The sequence below is a fragment of the Kitasatospora sp. MMS16-BH015 genome, from assembly GCF_002943525.1.
GTDB lineage: Bacteria > Actinomycetota > Actinomycetes > Streptomycetales > Streptomycetaceae > Kitasatospora.
Map to the genome: position 1 here is coordinate 4,701,944 of NZ_CP025394.1, position 15,373 is coordinate 4,717,316.

The 15,373-nt window shown below is 72.7% G+C and carries 15 protein-coding genes; 4 read left to right on the forward strand and 11 right to left on the reverse strand.

Annotated features, from left to right (window positions below; translation table 11 throughout):
• Nucleotides 1–38 precede the first annotated feature (38 nt).
• Nucleotides 39–1,124 (forward strand): alpha/beta fold hydrolase, encoded by a 1,086-nt coding sequence (locus CFP65_RS20295; protein WP_254552482.1) that lies wholly within the window; start codon nt 39–41, stop codon nt 1,122–1,124.
• Nucleotides 1,121–1,891 carry a thioesterase II family protein gene (locus CFP65_RS20300; RefSeq protein ID WP_254552483.1) on the forward strand — a complete coding sequence of 257 codons (771 nt, stop codon included), beginning with the start codon at nt 1,121–1,123 and terminating at the stop codon, nt 1,889–1,891. The genes CFP65_RS20295 and CFP65_RS20300 overlap by 4 nt, the downstream gene beginning before the upstream one ends.
• Here CFP65_RS20300 and CFP65_RS20305 read toward each other — a convergent pair.
• Entirely contained in the window at nt 1,841–3,175 is a 1,335-nt protein-coding gene (locus tag CFP65_RS20305) for an MFS transporter (RefSeq protein WP_104817509.1), read from the reverse strand. The genes CFP65_RS20300 and CFP65_RS20305 overlap by 51 nt on opposite strands.
• Nucleotides 3,176–3,180: 5 nt before the next feature.
• Nucleotides 3,181–4,398: a GNAT family N-acetyltransferase gene (locus tag CFP65_RS20310; RefSeq protein ID WP_104817510.1), complete on the reverse strand. Its 1,218-nt coding sequence runs from the start codon at nt 4,396–4,398 to the stop codon at nt 3,181–3,183.
• A gap of 78 nt (nt 4,399–4,476) precedes the next feature.
• Between CFP65_RS20310 and CFP65_RS20315 the strand changes: the two genes are divergently transcribed.
• Nucleotides 4,477–5,025, forward strand: coding sequence for a TIGR00730 family Rossman fold protein (locus CFP65_RS20315; RefSeq protein ID WP_104817511.1), 549 nt, complete (start codon nt 4,477–4,479; stop codon nt 5,023–5,025).
• 56 nt (nt 5,026–5,081) lie between these two features.
• Here CFP65_RS20315 and CFP65_RS20320 read toward each other — a convergent pair whose 3' ends face one another.
• The 7 genes from CFP65_RS20320 to CFP65_RS20350 are packed head-to-tail and all read right to left on the reverse strand — an operon-like array spanning nt 5,082 to nt 11,179.
• On the reverse strand, nt 5,082–5,636 hold the full coding sequence (locus tag CFP65_RS20320) for a non-canonical purine NTP pyrophosphatase (protein WP_104817512.1): 555 nt from the start codon (nt 5,634–5,636) through the stop codon (nt 5,082–5,084).
• A 1-nt stretch (nt 5,637) separates the two neighbouring features.
• On the reverse strand, nt 5,638–6,309 hold the full coding sequence (locus CFP65_RS20325; RefSeq protein ID WP_104817513.1) for a YqcI/YcgG family protein: 672 nt from the start codon (nt 6,307–6,309) through the stop codon (nt 5,638–5,640).
• Nucleotides 6,310–6,320: 11 nt separating this feature from the next.
• A complete protein-coding gene (locus CFP65_RS20330; RefSeq protein WP_104817514.1) occupies nt 6,321–6,974 on the reverse strand; it encodes a bifunctional 2-polyprenyl-6-hydroxyphenol methylase/3-demethylubiquinol 3-O-methyltransferase UbiG in 654 nt (217 codons plus the stop codon).
• Nucleotides 6,975–7,019: 45 nt separating this feature from the next.
• On the reverse strand, nt 7,020–8,120 hold the full coding sequence (locus CFP65_RS20335) for a PLP-dependent lyase/thiolase (protein WP_104817515.1): 1,101 nt from the start codon (nt 8,118–8,120) through the stop codon (nt 7,020–7,022).
• The gene (locus CFP65_RS20340; protein WP_104817516.1) at nt 8,120–8,917 is read right to left on the reverse strand and encodes an SAM-dependent methyltransferase; all 798 of its coding nucleotides are present in this window, start codon (nt 8,915–8,917) and stop codon (nt 8,120–8,122) included. The genes CFP65_RS20335 and CFP65_RS20340 overlap by 1 nt, the downstream gene beginning before the upstream one ends.
• The gene (locus tag CFP65_RS20345) at nt 8,914–10,146 is read right to left on the reverse strand and encodes an ATP-grasp domain-containing protein (protein ID WP_104817517.1); all 1,233 of its coding nucleotides are present in this window, start codon (nt 10,144–10,146) and stop codon (nt 8,914–8,916) included. Before CFP65_RS20345 ends, CFP65_RS20340 begins: the two co-directional genes overlap by 4 nt.
• Before the next feature lies 1 nt (nt 10,147).
• The gene (locus tag CFP65_RS20350; protein WP_104817518.1) at nt 10,148–11,179 is read right to left on the reverse strand and encodes a pyridoxal-phosphate dependent enzyme; all 1,032 of its coding nucleotides are present in this window, start codon (nt 11,177–11,179) and stop codon (nt 10,148–10,150) included.
• 192 nt (nt 11,180–11,371) lie between these two features.
• Between CFP65_RS20350 and CFP65_RS20355 the strand changes: the two genes are divergently transcribed.
• A complete protein-coding gene (locus CFP65_RS20355; protein WP_158702274.1) occupies nt 11,372–12,601 on the forward strand; it encodes an acetyl-CoA carboxylase biotin carboxylase subunit family protein in 1,230 nt (409 codons plus the stop codon).
• Between the two features lie 23 nt (nt 12,602–12,624).
• On the opposite strand, the gene CFP65_RS20360 is transcribed toward CFP65_RS20355, so the two are convergent.
• Nucleotides 12,625–13,653 carry a ketoacyl-ACP synthase III family protein gene (locus CFP65_RS20360; protein WP_104817520.1) on the reverse strand — a complete coding sequence of 343 codons (1,029 nt, stop codon included), beginning with the start codon at nt 13,651–13,653 and terminating at the stop codon, nt 12,625–12,627.
• Nucleotides 13,654–13,772: 119 nt separating this feature from the next.
• On the reverse strand, nt 13,773–15,200 hold the full coding sequence (locus CFP65_RS20365) for a DHA2 family efflux MFS transporter permease subunit (RefSeq protein ID WP_158702275.1): 1,428 nt from the start codon (nt 15,198–15,200) through the stop codon (nt 13,773–13,775).
• Nucleotides 15,201–15,373 lie beyond the last annotated feature (173 nt).

The following is a 15,373-nucleotide window of genomic DNA, read 5'->3' on the forward strand; positions in this document are numbered from 1 at the left end:
CGGTACCGCTTCGATGCGCAGCCGTAGGAGGCACTGTGGTGACCAATGCGGGCAGGACGGCCGGTGGGCCCCGGCCGGCCGCGGGGAACGAGATCCGCCTGCGGACCCGCGTCGTGCACGGCTACCGGCGGGCCTTCCGGATGGCCGGCAAGGGCAGCGCGGTGCTGCTGGTGCACGGGATCGGGGACTCCTCGGCCACCTGGGCCGAGGTGATGCCGGGGCTGGCGCAGCGGTACAAGGTGGTGGCGCCGGACCTGCTGGGGCACGGCGCCTCGGACAAGCCGCGGGCCGACTACTCGATCGGCGGCTACGCGAACGGGATGCGCGATCTGCTCTCGGTGCTGGGCATCGAGCGGGTCACCCTGGTCGGGCACTCGCTCGGCGGCGCGGTGGCGATGCAGTTCGCCTACCAGTTCCCCGAGCGGACCGAGCGGTTGGTGCTGGTGGGCACCGGCGGGGTCGGGCGGCAGGTGACGCCGGTGCTCAAGGCCGCCACCCTGCCCGGGGCCAACCTGGTGCTCTCGGCGCTGCGGCTGCCGACCATGCGCACCCAGATCGGCATCTTCGTGAAGTTGATGGAGCTGCTCGACACCGGCCTCGGCCTGGACGCGCCGGACGTGCTGCGGGTGGTGGACGCGCTGCCGGACGCCACCTCGCGCAACGCCTTCATCCGCACCCTGCGCGCGGTGGTCGACTGGCGCGGCCAGGTCGGCACCATGCTCGACCGGTGTTACCTGACCCAGGGCATGCCCACCATGCTGATCTGGGGCGAGCGCGACCAGGTGGTGCCCCCGGTGCACGCGGGCATCGCGCACGTGGCGATGCCCGGCAGCCGGCTCGAACTCTTCCCGGACGCCGGGCACTTCCCGTTCCGCTCCGATCCGCAGCGCTTCATCTCGGTGCTGCGCGACTTCATCGAGACCACCGAGCCCGCGCACTTCAGCCCGGAGGAGTGGCGCTCGATGCTGCGCGGCCAGAGCCCGCAGCTGCGCCGGGCGGTCGCGGCCCGGCTGGCCTCGGTCGCGGGTGACGGGCCGGGGGACGGGCTCAGGGGCACCGAGGACCGGGGGGACACCAAGGACCGGCCCGGAGGGGCCGAGGCGAAGGCGAGGGAATCGGCATGACGCGGTATCTGCCGGGGGGCGGGCACGCGGGCGAGCGGCTGCCCGGGGCGTTGCGGGTGTTCTGCTTCCCGTACGCCGGCGGGGCGGCCTCCACGTACGCCCGGTGGCAGCGGCTGCTCGGGCTCGAGGTGGAGGTGCTGCCCGTTCAGCTGCCCGGCCGGGAGGGCCGGATGGCGGAGAAACGGTTCACCAATCTGCCCGCCCTGGTCGACGAGCTCGACCGGGAGCTCGGGCCCGAGCTGGAGCACCCGCACGTGCTGTTCGGCCACAGCATGGGCGCGCTGATCGCCTTCGCGCTGGCCGAGCGCCGACTGATCCAGGGCTCCCGCCCGGCCGAGGCGGTACTGCTCAGCGCCTACCGGGCCCCGCACCTGCCGCCGCCGGAGTTCGCCGCCCCGGACGCCACCGAGCACGAGCTGGTGGAGAGCCTGGTGCGGCTCGGCGGCATCCCCCAGGTGCTGCTCGACCACCCGGACTGGCTCTCCGCCCTGCTGCCGATCGCCCGGGACGACCTGCTGATGTGCTCCGGCCCCGGCCCGAGCGGCACCGTGCCGCTGCCGATGCCGGTGCACACCTTCGCCGGGACGGAGGACCTGCTGGTCACCCCGGACGAGGTGCGGCAGTGGGACCGCTACGCCGAGGGCGACTTCGGGATGCGGATGGTGCCCGGCGGGCACTTCTTCATCCGGGAGAGCGAGCAGGAGTTCCTGGTCGAACTACGGGACATACTCGGCGGGTTGACCGAGCGACGGTTTGCGCTGATCTGACATCCCCTCAACTGAGGGCGTGTTGGCGCCGAGCAGCTTGGCGTCCGCCAGGGTGCGGACGGTGCGCAGCGGGGAGGCGAGCAGCCAGAGCGGGGCGGCCAGGCAGGCGGTGCCGATCACCCAGGCGGCGGTGTGCGGGGAGAGCACGTCGGCCAGCGCGCCGCCGAGCAGGCCGCCGGCCGGCAGGGTGCCCAGGGCCACCATCCGGTAGCTGGCCGTGACGGCGCCGAGCTGCTGCGGCTGGGGGATCGACTGGCGCAGGCTCACCGCGTACACGTTGAAGAGAGAGACGCCGAAGCCGAGCACCACGAAGGCGAGCGAGGCGAGCACCGGCACGTACCCGCCGACGGCCACCGCGGCGGGCACGCCGAGCAGGCCGAGGGCCAGCAGGGTGACCCCGGCCAGCAGGGTGCGGCCGACGGTGAGCCGGGCGGCCAGCCGGGCCGCGTAGAGCGAGCCGGCCACCGAGCCCAGGCTGCCGATGCCCAGGATCACCCCCACCGTGGCACTGCCCAGGCCGAGTTCGCGCACGGCCTGGAGCAGGAAGACGGTCATGAACGCCTGGGAGAGCAGATTGGCCAGCCCGGCCTGCACGCACAGGTCGCGGATCGGGCGCAGCGACCAGGTGTAGCGCAGCCCGGTGCGGATCGAGCGCAGCACCGGCTCGCGGCCGGCGCCGGCCGCGCCGACCCCGCGCAGCAGGCTGCCGCTGACGATCGCGCCGACGAACAGCGCCACCGCCACGGCCAGGGTGGGGGAGAGGCCGAGCCGGCCGAGCAGGAAGCCGGCCACCGAGGGGCCGGCCAGCTCGCCGACCGAGTAGACCGCCTGCTGGAGCCCGTTGGCGGCGGCGATCGAGTCGGTGGGCACGATCTTGGGCACGGTGGACTGGTACGCCACCTCGTAGAACACGTTGGCGGTGCCCACCAGCCCGGTGGCCAGGCCGAGTTCGAGCAGGGTGACCCGGCCGGTGGCGGCCGCCAGGCCGAGCCCGGCCAGGGCGGCGCCGCGCAGGATGCTGCCGAGCACCAGGGTGTGGCGCGGCGGGTGCCGGTCCACCACCACCCCGGCGACCAGTGAGAAGAGCAGCACCGGCAGGAACTGAGCGAAGGAGACCAGGCCGACGCCCAGCCCGCTCGCGTGCACGGTGGAGACGGCGACCAGCGGCAGCGCGAAGGTGGTCAGCTGCATGCCGAAGTTGGCCAGCACCTCGCCGGCCCACACGGTGCGGAAGGTCCGGTTGGCGGTCAGCAGGGCCCGGGCGTCCCGGTCGATCAGCGGCATCGGGCTCAGCTCCGCGCGTCGGTGTGGGCGTCGGCGTCGGCGCCGGCCTGGGCCCAGTCGTGCCGGTCCATCCGGCGGCGGTGGCCGAGGTCGACCAGGGCGGCGGCCCGGGCTCCGGCCGTCCGCTGACCGGCGGGCAGCCGGACGTGGCTGACCAGGCGCTCCAGGGCGCAGCCGCGCAGTGCCTTGGCGCCGTACGCCTCGGGGCCGTAGACGATCTGCCGGATGCCCTCGGCGAGTGCCACCCGGACCGGCTCGTAGTAGGTCAGGTTGAAGTAGGCGCTGCTGCGCTTCTCGCCCTCGGCGACGCCGATCATCTTCGGGTAGAACACGTCGCCGAGCTGGTAGCAGACCACGAACCCGATCAACTCCGTGCCGCGCCAGGCCTCGAAGACCCGGCCGGTGCCGGTGCGGTGGGTCTGGATGCTCGTGATCAGCTGCCGGGAGGCGGCGGGCTCCGCCGGGTGTCCGTAGCGCCTCATGTGCCCGGCGTGCAGCAGGGCGTGGGCCTCGCCCAGGCTGTCCAGGCCGGTCTCGCGCAGCTCGGCCCCGGATTCGGCGAAGGCCCGGATCTCCCGGCGCACCGCCGTGCGGCGGTGGCTCTTCAGGCTGCCGAGGTAGCCCCCGAAGTCGGCCCACGGGGTGTGCAGCACGCAGTCGCCGACGGCCACGAAGGGCAGGTAGCCGCGCCGCTCCAGGCGCTCGCGCAGGGCGCTGGCGCGCTCGGGCACGTGCAGCACGGCGGCGGTGGGGTAGCCGCCCTCGGCGGCGAGGGCGTCCAGCTGGTCGAGCAGAGCCTCGGTGACGGTGCCCGCCGGGTCGGGCCCGGGCAGCAGGCCGGGGCGGTAGCCGCTGGGCAGGTAGCAGGCCAGGGCGGGGTGGAGCTGGTCCTGCGCCTCGGTCAACTCCTTCGCGCACGTGGTCAGTTCGGCGAGCTCGGCGGAGTCGAGGTGTTCGGCCACCGCCTCGGTGCTGCGGGCCAGCAGGGCCACCGGGTTGGCGAAGTGCCAGCCGTCCGGGCCGGTCTCGTAGGCGACCAGACCGCCCTGCGGGGTGCCGTCGGCCTCGGAGAGCACCGCGTAGTGGCAGCGGCCGGGCGCGCGGGCCTCGGCGGTGGCCAGCCAGTTCGGGAGGGAGTAGAGGTCGTTCGCCACCGAATCCCAGGCGGCTGCGACTTCACTGATGCGGTGCGAGTGACGGATCGCCCCGGTTATGAACGACATGAATGACTCCTGCCTTTTCTGTCTGCGGTTCCGTGCGAACTCCCGAAAACAGCACGAGCGGTCTGCTAGCGTACCCCCATGAATATCTGCGTCTTCCTTTCGGCGACCAATCTCGACGAGCGTTACGCCCGTCCGGTGCGCGATTTCGGCACGCTTCTGGCCGAGTACGGCCACACCCTGGTGTGGGGCGGTTCGAATGTCGGCCTGATGAAGGTGATAGCGGACAGCGTGGCCGAGGCCGGCGGTTCGATGATCGGTGTCTCGGTGGAATTCCTCTCGCACATCGTCCGGCCCGGCGTCGACGAGATGATCGTCACCGCCGACCTGGCCGAGCGCAAGGAATTGCTGCGGGAGAAGGCCGATGTCGTGGTGGTGGCCCCGGGCGGGATGGGGACGCTGGACGAGACCACCGACATCCTGGAGCTCAAGAACCACTACAAGACCGGTGTCCCGGTGATCATGCTGAACACCGAGGGTTTCTACAACGGTCTGCGCGAGCAGTTCCAGCGGATGGAGCAGGACGGCTTCCTGCCCATTCCGCTGGCCGAGCTGGTGCATTTCGCGGACACCGAGCAGGATGTGTTCGCCTACCTCGACAGCCGTGCCGAGGCGGCCGCGGCGGCCTGAGTCCCGAAGGCCGGGCCTGGCCGGGGGAGCGCCCCGGCCAGGCCCGGCCGCCGGTCTCAGCCCGTCCAGCCCCGGGCGGTCAGCCAGCCGCGGGCCCGCTCCAGCGGCGCGCGCCGCATGGTGTGGTGCATCCGGTCGGCCAGGCTCATCTCGCCGAGGGTCTGCCCGGTGGCGCCGACCTCGAAGATCGGCGTCCAGCCGCCCAGGCCGCCCCGGGCGTCCACCAGCCGGCCGGCCAGGTGACCGACCCAGACCTCGCAATCGCCCCGGTGCACCAGGCCGACCGCGCTGGTGGCGGTGGCCCCGAGCGGAGCGCCCGGGGTGGCCATCAGCTCCTTGAGCCGGGCCGGGCCGAGCCCGCCGACGAACCACTTGACCAGCGCACCGGGCAGCCCGTCCCAGGCGTCCACCGCCAGGCCGGTGTCCTCGACCAGCACGGGCACCTCGAGGTCGAGGGCCCGCACCTGCGCCAGCTTGTGCCGGACCACCTCGGCGGGGTCGGTGTGCTGCACCTCCAGGAGTTCGAGGTCCAGCGTGCCGACCTCCGGGAAGACCAGGCGGGTCTCCTCGATCTTGATGCTGTTCTGGCTCGCCAGCAGGATTCGGCTCACGTCACCCGGCCACTTTCAGTCGAGAAATTTCCGCATCGTACCATTCGACCGGCGGGTCTTCGTGGCGCAGCGGGAGAACGAACTTGAACGCCTCCGTCTCGTAGGACGGATATCCGCCGTGGGCGTCCGTGAATTTGGCCCGGATCTTCGCCCGGGTCTTCCGGCCCTGGGCGCCGAGCCGGGCGTGGAAAGAGCTGTTCGGCTGCATCATCAGGAAGACCGAATCGGTGATCCCGAAAGTCGACCGGCTGTGGTCCGCGCCGTAGACCGGAGAGAAGACGGCCAGGAAGTAGTCGATCCCGGCGAACCGGAAGCGCCATTTACCGCCGAGGATCTCCGCCCGGTCGCGGCCGGCCGGACAGACCGGATCGGCCTCGGCCAGCACGTCCACCAGCAGGCGGACGAGTTCGCCCAATTCCTCCACCCCGGTGCCGACCGCCGCGGCCGGGAAACGGTAGAGGAATCCGTCCAGGCCCTCCCGCTCGGCGTCCCGGGAGAAGGCCAGCAGCGGTTCCACCGAATCCTCCAGGTTCTCCCGGAGGGTGCGTAACGGGTCGAAGCACGGGGCGCCGCGCAGCCGGGCCTTGGTGGCGAAGGGGCAGAGGGTGCCGTTGACGATGGGCTCCATGGCCCGGACCGCGTCGGAGGGGGCGGTCAGGTGGGGGTCAGCCATGGCAGCCCCGCTCACGCGGCCGTGCGGCGGGCCAGCAGGTGGCCCCACTGGTGGTAGTGGTCCACCGGGTACTCGACGTGCGCCTTGTCGAGGGTCGGCGGCATGACGCGGTTGTGCTTCACCTCCCAGACCGGGCGGGAGGTGAAGTACTCCTTCCACCACGGTGCCTCCGGACAGATGGCCCGGCCCTGGTACTTCTCCTCGTACGGCAGCATGTAGTCGATGTAGAGCAGACCGCCCGGCTTCACGCAGGCGCCCACCTCGGTGACCATCTGCTCCAGCGAGTGCTCCAGGTTGTTGGAGTACTGGAGCGCGCCGCTGGTGAACACGGCGTCGAACTTCTGCTGCGGCGGCGCGGCCATGAAGTCGCCGTGCACCACCTCGACCAGGTCCTCCAGGCCCTCGGCCTTGACCCGGGAGGCGAGGCCGGGCATCAGCACCTCGCCGGTGAGGTCCTTCTTGTAGCCGCCGAACAGCGCGACCTCGTCGATGTCGATCGCCCACACCTTGAAGCCGCGGCGGGCGGCGGGCAGCACGTACTTGCCGTCGGCGCAGCCGATCACGGCCATGGTGGGCGGCTGCCCGGCGGGGGTGTTCTCCTCGATCCGCTGGAGCAGGCGGTAGTAGCGGGACTGCGGGGTGCCCCAGAGGCTGGACGTCTTCACAGCGGTGTTCCTTCCGAACGTACGTAACAGAGAAAGGAGTTCGGGCTAGAGGCCCTTGAAGAGGTGCGAGGTGGCGACCAAGGCGGTCTGCTCACCGGCCCGCACGGTGCCGTCGGCGCGCAGCGCCTCGTACGCGGCGAAGACCGTCGCGCTGCTGCGCTCCCAGACCTGGCCCCGGCCGGTCAGCCGGCGGAAGGCCAGGTCGGCCTGGTGGTCGGTGACCACCAGGGCGGTGCCGCCGCCGGCCACCACGGCCCGGTGGGCCTGGTGGGTGGTGGTGTCGCCGCCGATCGAGTGCAGACGGCCGATGTCGCCGGGGAAGCGGTCGGTGAGGCCGGCCGAGCCGGCCAGTACGGCGGCCAGCCGAGGGATGGGTTCGACCAGGTGGAGCCGGGGGGCCGGGCGGCCGGTCAGCTCCTGCAGGTCCTGGAAGCCGAGGTGGATGCCCCAGGCCAGGTCGCCCCGGCTGGAGGGGACCACCACGTGGTGCAGGTCGGCAGGATGCTGCTCGGCGAGCTCCCAGGCGATCTGCTTGTAGCCCTCGATGCCGATGCAGTGGCTGCCGGTCACCGGGTCGGTGATGCTCGACACGGTGAGCACCGCCGGGTCGTCGGCCAGGTCGGCGATGCAGCGGAGCCGGTCGCCGTCCTCCTCGAAGAGCCGCAAGTCGGCTCCGAGGCACTCCAGTTGGGCGCGGGTTGATTCGGGCAGGTAGTTGAAGGCGGCCACCACGCAGGCCAATCCGGCCGCCGCCGCGTGGGCGGCCAGCGCGTACCCGGCGTTGCCGGAGGAGCCGACCGCGACCGCCCGGTAGCCCCGGGCCACCGCGTGCGCGACCACCTGGGCCGCGAACCGGTCCTTGTGCGAGCCGGTGTGGCTGATCGCCTCGTTCTTGACCAGCACCTCCGGCAGGCCCGGGCGGGCGGTGAGCGGGGTGGGGCCGACGCCGAAGTTCCAGGCGCCGGGGTAGGGGAGCCGCTGCGCCAGGGGCGTGCCCTCGGCGTACCGGCAGTACAGGTTGGCGCTCTGCCCGGCCGCGTGGCAGGCGGGGCAGCCGCGCGGGTGGTCCTCCACCGGGTAGCGGGCCGCGCAGCGCACGCACTCCAGGCCGGTCAGCGCCGGGGAGAGGGGGGCGAAGGCGGCCATCAGGTCATCGTCCAGACGCGACCGGTGCCCTGCTCGTGGTCGGCGCCCGGCACGCAGAGCACCGACTCCTCGCCGGCGGCCTCCCACAGCTCCAGCGCGTCGGCCAGCGCGGCGGTGCGGCTGCTGCCCGCGCTGCCCCGGCCGAGGCCGGTGAGCAGGAAGAGCGGGGTGTCGGCCGGGCGGTGGGCCAGCAGCGCGTCGCGCAGCAGTAGGAAGCGGCGGCGGGCGAGTTCGGCGGCCGGCTCGGGGGTGGGGAAGAGCTCGGGCAGCTGCTCGCCGTTGTGCCGCAGCATGTAGGCGACCAGGCCCAGGCCGGAGGCGGCCAGGCCCTCGACCTGCCGCCGCACCTTCTCCTCGGTGTGGGTGTACAGGCAGAGCGAGAGCACGCCGAGCCCGCTGTTGAACGGGGCGCCGAGCGCGGCCGAGGCGTACTGCCAGGCGGAGAGCCCGGGCAGCACCCGGGCCGTCTCCAACTCCCGCTCCAGACCGGCTCGGTGGAGGTGGTGCAGGGCTGGCCCGGCCATCCCGAGCAGGCCCGGGTCGCCGCCCGAGAGCAGCACCACGGCGGCGCCCGCCGCCGAGTGCTCGGCGGCGATCCGGGTGCGGGCGGCGAACACGTCCTCGCCCTCGGCCAGCCGGTCGAGCACGTCGAAGCAGTCGGCGGCCGGGTTGATCAGGTCCTTCACCTCGGCCACGAAGACCGGGTGCCCGATCACCACCTCGGCCTCGGCCAGGGCGGCGGCCACCGAGGTGGTGACGTCCGCTCCGTAGCCGGTGCCCAGGATGCTGAGCGTCATCGTCCGTGCTCCTCTCCGGTGGTGCGGATCCGCAGGTGGCGGGCGGCGGCCAGGGCCCGCTGCAGGGCCTCCTCGGGGCTGGGCCCGGTGGCGGTCAGGAAGCCGTAGCAGGCGCCCTGGTCGGTGACCGCGGTGATCTCGTCCCCGGCGGCCTTGAGCCGGGTCCAGCCGACCTCGCCGGGGAAGGCGGCCAGCGCCTCGGCTCCGGTCACCTCGCCGAGCGGGCCGGTGCGCCGGGTGTACTTGAGCACCTGGGCGTAGCCGCCGGTCTCGGGGCGGTGGGTGGCGGCGGCGAGGTGCCGCCGCTCGATCCGGGGCTCCAACGCCTGGGCGAGCAGCAGCTCGTAGACGTCCACGCCGGTGGTGCGCAGCACCGCCTCGCCGATGTGTCCGCCGCCGAGCCGGGGGTTGACCTCGACCAGCTCGGGGCCCTCGGCCGTCCTGATGAACTCGATGTGCGCGGGCCCGGTGCCCCGGCCGAGCACCCGGAGCACCTCGCCGGCCCAGACCTCGATCTCCCGCTCCCAGGCGGTGCCGTGGCCGACCGGGAAGGTCAGGTCGAGCTCGCGGAACTCGGGCAGCTCGGACATCGTGCGGCTGCTGATGCCCAGCAGGGTGGTGCCCTCGGCGGTGCTGTACGTCTCGGCACTGAACAGCGGGCCGCAGGCGTACGGCTCGATCGTGATCCGCTCGGCCGGGACGCCCTTGGCGGTCAACCCGGCGATCAATGCGTCCACTTCGGCGGCGCTCTCGGCCAGGTGGACGTGCTTGCTGCTGGTGCCGGCCGCGTCCTTGACGATCGCGAGCGGGGGCCGCTGCGCGGCGGGGGTGGCGGCCCACCGGTCGCCGCGCACCGCGCGGGCGGCGGTGAGGCCGGCCTCGGCCAGGCGGTTGCGCACCGCGGTCTTGTCGCGGAACAGCGCCGACCCGCGCAACACGTTGGGGAAGCCGTACTCGGCGGCCAGCGCCTCGGCGATCGGCGACCAGGTGTCGGTGTTGGCGATCAGCCCGTCCACCGGGCCGAGCCCGTCCAGCGCCTTGCGGACGGCGCCGAGGTCGAAGGTGTCCACGTCCACGACCCGGACGCGCTCCCCGCAGGCGGCCAACTGCCGCCGGTAGTAGGCACGGTCGAAGGTCAGCAGGACGAGACCCACCCCGTGCCGCTCGGCGGCTGCGGCGAGGTGGTCAAGGCCGAAGGCGAGGGCCTCCAGCATCACCACGGTCGGCATCTCAACCCTCCCCGCCCGGACAGGGGAAGCCGGCCCGGTGCTGCTGCCAGTCGGTCACGCACCAGGGCAGCCCGAGCTCTCCGGGCGTGGTGACCCGGCGCGGGTACTGCTGCTCGTCGCGCTCGACCACCGGGGCGGGGCCGGCGAACACCTCGTTCAGGTACCGGTGCCCGGTGTCGGGGGCGATGAAGACCACGGGGTGCTCCGTCGACTGCGCCCGGCGCTGCGCGTGCCACCGGGCGACCACGTAGGCCGCGCCGCTGGAGAGGCCCGCGAAGACGCAGTGCTCGCGGAGCAGCTCGATGCAGCCGGAGCGGGCGTAGGTGAAGTCCATCCAGTGGATCTCGCGGTAGGCCTCGTAGGCGATGTTGCCGAACGGGATGCCGCTGCCGATCCCGGCGATCAGGAACTCCGGGTCCTCGACGGCCTGGCTGGCGAAGGAGACGGAGCCGAAGGGCTGCACGCCGATCAGCTCGGTCTGCACCCCGAGCTCGGTCAGGCCGCGGTGCAGGCCGCCGGTGGAGGCGCCGGTGCCGACCCCGCCGACCAGGGTGAGCCGCTCGGTGCCGAGCCCCTCGGCGAGTTGGCGGGCCACCGGGGCGTAGCCGTCGTAGTGGCCCTGGTCGTGGTACTGGCGCATCCAGTGTGCCCGGGGGTGATTCTTGACGAACTCCACCGCCAGCTCGACCCGGCCGGCCTGGTCGAGCTTGGCGTCCGGCGAGGAGCCGGGCTGGTCGACCACGGCGCCGAGCAGCTCCAACTGGGTCTTGAGAGTGGCGTCCACGGCCGGTGAGGCGATGATCCGGCACTCGAAGCCGTACCGCTTGCAGGCCAGCGCGAGCCCGTAGGCGTAGACCCCGCTGGAGCTGTCCACCAAGGTGTCGCCGGGGCGGATCACGCCCTCGGCCATCAGGCGCCGCACCGCCGCGAGGGCGGAGGTCACCTTCATCGATTCGAATCTGACGACGTACAGTCCGGCCTCCAGCCGGACGATGTCCGGCACGGCCAGCGCGTCTGCGATGTGGCTGAACAACAGGCCCCCTCGTGTTGCGTCCGGGCCCGTGAACGCACTTGTGGTGCACACGAACCCAGTCCCCCGACAGGCACCTGACACAACCTCATCGTGCTCGTACGGGCAACACTCGTATCGCGCACTACGTCAGGTAGCGTCGAGCTGCGACCGTCCGAGTGACGGTCCGTCAGAATTTCTACAGGGGGGGGCTCGGTGAATCCGGAAATCGGCTCGCGGCGCGATGTGTTGATTTTCTCCAAGCGGCTGGCCGGCGGGGTCCGGAAGGTGGCGCAGATCCTGGAGGGGCTCGGCCGCCAGCCCGTCCTGGTCTCGGCGCTGGCGGAGGACCTGAACCGGGATTCCTGCGCCGCGCACCTGGTGGTCGACTGGGAGCGGGACGGCCCGGAGGCGCTCGTGGCGGCGGCCGAGGCGGCCGGGGTGGTGCCGACGGCGGTGGTCAACTTCGTCGAGCCGCTGATCAGTTGGCAGCTGGCGGTGGCCCGGCACTACGGGCTGCCCGGCGGGGAGCCGGGCCGGGAGGCCCTGCTCAGCAAGGCCCGGGTGCGCGAGGAGCTGCGCCGGATCGGGCGCTCGGAGCTGGAGTTCCATGCCGGCCCGGCCGCCGGCATCGCGGTGGAGGCGGTGGCCCGGTACCCGGTCATCGTCAAGCCCTCGCGGGATTCCGGTGGCTCCCGGCTGGTCCGGCGGGCGGATGACGCGGCGGCGCTGGCCGCGCACCTGAAGGAGATCGAGGCGGTGGTCGGCCCGGACTTCGAGCTGATCGTGGAGGGCTACCTGGACGGCCGGGAGTTCTCGGTGGACGGGCCGCTGGTGGCGGGCGAGTTCCACGGCCTGTTCGTGGTGGAGAAGACCGAGCACGACGAGGAGCGCCACCACGACGCCGGCCTCAACGTCTCCCCGCCGACCTCCCCGCACGTGGCCCGGGGCGCGGCCGAACTCACTGCCGAGATAACCGAGTTGTGCCACCACCTGGGCCTGTCGCAGGGCTGGCTGCACGTGGAGGGCCGGGCCTTCGCCGACGGCAGCGCCGAGCTGGTGGAGATCAACCCCCGCCCCGGCGGCGGCCTCTACCGCAGCGCGACCATGCGCACCTGCGGGGTCGACCCGATCGAGCTCTCGGTGCTGGCCGCGCTCGGCGAGCTCGGCCCGGCGACGGCCCGGGGCTACCGCCGCAGCGAGGAGCTGCTGGCGCTCTACCCGGTGGACGCCGATCGGCCCGGCACCCTGACCGCGGCCACCCCGGTCGAGGAGATGCTGCGGATCCCGGGCGTGGTCGACGCGTACCGGACCATGGGGTATCGGGTGGAATCCTTCGACCAGGAGAACATCTTCGCCGAGTTCCTGCTCACGGCGGCGAGCCCGGCCGCGCTGGCCGAGGTGGCCGAACGGGTCCGGGCGGCCTTCCGCTACACCTTCGAGTAGCCACGCCTTCGGAAGGGCCGGGGTCAGGGCGCCCAGGTGGTGACCCGGGCCACGGCGGCCGTCCAGCTGAAGCCCATCGAGGCGCCCAGCAGCAGGATCAGGTCGCCCTGGCGGGCCCGGCCGCTCTCCACCAGCTGGTGCAGGCCCAGCAGTTGGTCGGCCCCGCCGACGTGGCCCACGTCCAGGCCCCAGTCGTGCATGGTGCGGCCGGCCTCGATGCCGAGCGGCTTGTGGAACTGGCCCTCGGCGAACGGGGTGCCGAAGTTCGCGTGCACCAGGAAGGCCACCTCGCCGAGGGTGGCCTCCGCGTCCCGCAGGGCCTGGCCGACGGTGGCGTGCATCTGGGCGGCCAGCCGGCCGAAGACGGCCGCCGGGTTCGGCTCCTTGGCGAACCAGGCGGCCTTGCGGCCGCGGATGTCCACCGGCCCGGGCCGCTCGTACGGGGTGTCCGTCCAGCCGTCGTAGCCCCGGCAGACCGGCTCCAGCTCGGGGGAGGCGGCCGAGGCGCTGGCCAGCAGCTGGAGCGGGCCGCCGTAGCGGGAGAGCACCAGGGCCGCCGCGCCGTCCCCGAAGACGCCGTTGTCGTCGGAGCGCCAGCGGTCGAAGCGCGGCAGCCGGAAGGCGTCCGCGCAGGTCAGCAGGACGGCCCGGTCGGCCGGGTGGGAGGCCAGGTGCGAGGCGGCCAGCTCCAGGCCGGCCAGGCCGCCGTTGGCACCCGGGGAGATGTCCAGGGCCAGCGCGTTGCCGCCCAGCACCTCGCGCTGGACGTAGTGGGCCGGGGTCCACATGTCCTGGCCCTGGTGGAACATCGAGGCGTGCAGGACCAGTCCGAAGTCGGGCGTCTTGTGCCCGCTGCGCCGGACGGCTCTGGAGGCCGCGGCCACCGCCATGTCGACGGCGGGCAGCCCGGGCGGGGCGGCCGTCACCGAGCGGATCTGGTAGCTCTCGAAGTCCTTCCGGTCATAGGCGCCGGCCTCGGCCGCCTCGGCGGCGCTCACCGTCGGCGGCAGGTAGGCACCCAGGCCGGCTATGTAGAGGTTGTCCCATCTCATGGTGCTCCTCGGGGAGTTGGTATGTGGGAACGCGACAGGCCGCCGGTTCCGCCAGGGGGATGGGCGGGAACCGGCGGCCTGGGTGAGCGGCCCGGTGGGGCCGTCGGTGGCCGGGGCCGTCAGTGGCCGGGGGCCTTGGCGGCCTCCGGGTCGGGCTTGCCGAGACCACGGAAGCCGACCAGGCCGTTGACGATGCTCAGGCCGAGCATCACCAGCAGGGCGGTGGCCGCGATCGAGATGCCGCTCACCAGCGAGGCGTTGGCGCTGTGGCCGGAGGCCAGCTGGTGGGTGACGCGGTTGTTGAAGACGGTGACGGCGATCGCCAGACCGAAGGCGGCGCCGAGCTGGGTGGAGGCGTTGAGCAGGGCGGAGGTGGTGCCCGCGTCCTCCTCGGTGGCCTGCGAGGTGCCGACCACCGGGGTGGCGATCAGGCAGAGCACCAGACCGACCCCGAAGAGCGCGGAGAGCGGGAGCATGAAGCCCCAGAAGCTGCTGTGCTGCGGGATGGCGATCGCCACCGCCAGGGTGCCGCCCAGCACCAGGGTGCCGAGCAGGTACATCGGACGGGCGCCGATCTTGGTGATGAGCTGCGAGGCGATCGGCGCGCAGATCATCAGGCCGAGGCTGGTCGGGATCCAGGCCAGACCGGTCTGGAGGGTGGAGTAGCCGAGCACGTTCTGCAGGTAGAGCGGGATCAGGAAGAACAGCGGCATCATCAGGCCGGCGGTGAGGAACTCGCCGAGCGCCCCGGAGACCACGGCCCGGCTGCGGAACAGCCGGAGCGGGACGAGCGGCGCCTTGCTCTTGCTCTCGACCACCACGAAGGCGATCAGGAGCGCGACGGCGGCGGCGAAGCAACCGATCGTGGTCGCCGAGCCCCAGCCGTGCTGGTCGGTGGTGACGATGCCGTAGACCAGCAGCAGCACGCCGGCGGTGGCCGTGAAGGCACCGATCAGGTCGACCGGCGGACGCGGGCCGCTGCGGACGGAGCGGGTGACCAGGGCCACCGCGCCGAGACCGACCACCAGGCCGATCGGCACGTTGATCCAGAAGGCCCACCGCCAGTCGGCGTTGGCGATCGCGCCACCGATGATGGTGCCGACGCTGGCGCCGATGCCGATCACCGCACCCCAGATGCCGAACGCCTTGCTGCGCTCACCGGGGTCGGGGAAGGAGGTGACGAGGATGGAGAGCGAGGCGGGCGAGAGCGCGGCGGCGGCGATGCCCTGCGCGGCCCGGGAGGCCAGCAACTGGCCCTCGCTGTGGGCGAACCCGGCGGTGAAGGAGGCGATGGTGAACACGGCCAGACCACCGATGAACATCGCCTTGCGGCCCAGCACGTCGGAGAGCCGGCCGCCGAGCAGCAGCAGACCGCCGAAGAGCAGGACGTAGATGTTCATGACCCACTGGAGGCCGGTGGTGGACAGGCCGATCGACTCCTTGAGCCGCGGGCCCATCACGTTCACGACCGAGGAGTCGATGGCGATGATGAACTGCGCGAGGGAGACGACGATCAGCACCCACCACCGCTTGGGGTTCGCTTCCACAGCGGCGGCTCCTGGCGCCTGGTTGGCGGAGGCCCCGGAACCAGGGCCTGAGGCACGCGCTGCCTCGGCGGACTCGGTCTTCATGGTGGCTGCTCCTTAGACGGATGACTGCGGGACTGTCGCCTGGGTCACGCTAGGGAAGGGGGCTGAAGGGCCACTAAAGCGTTGAGTTG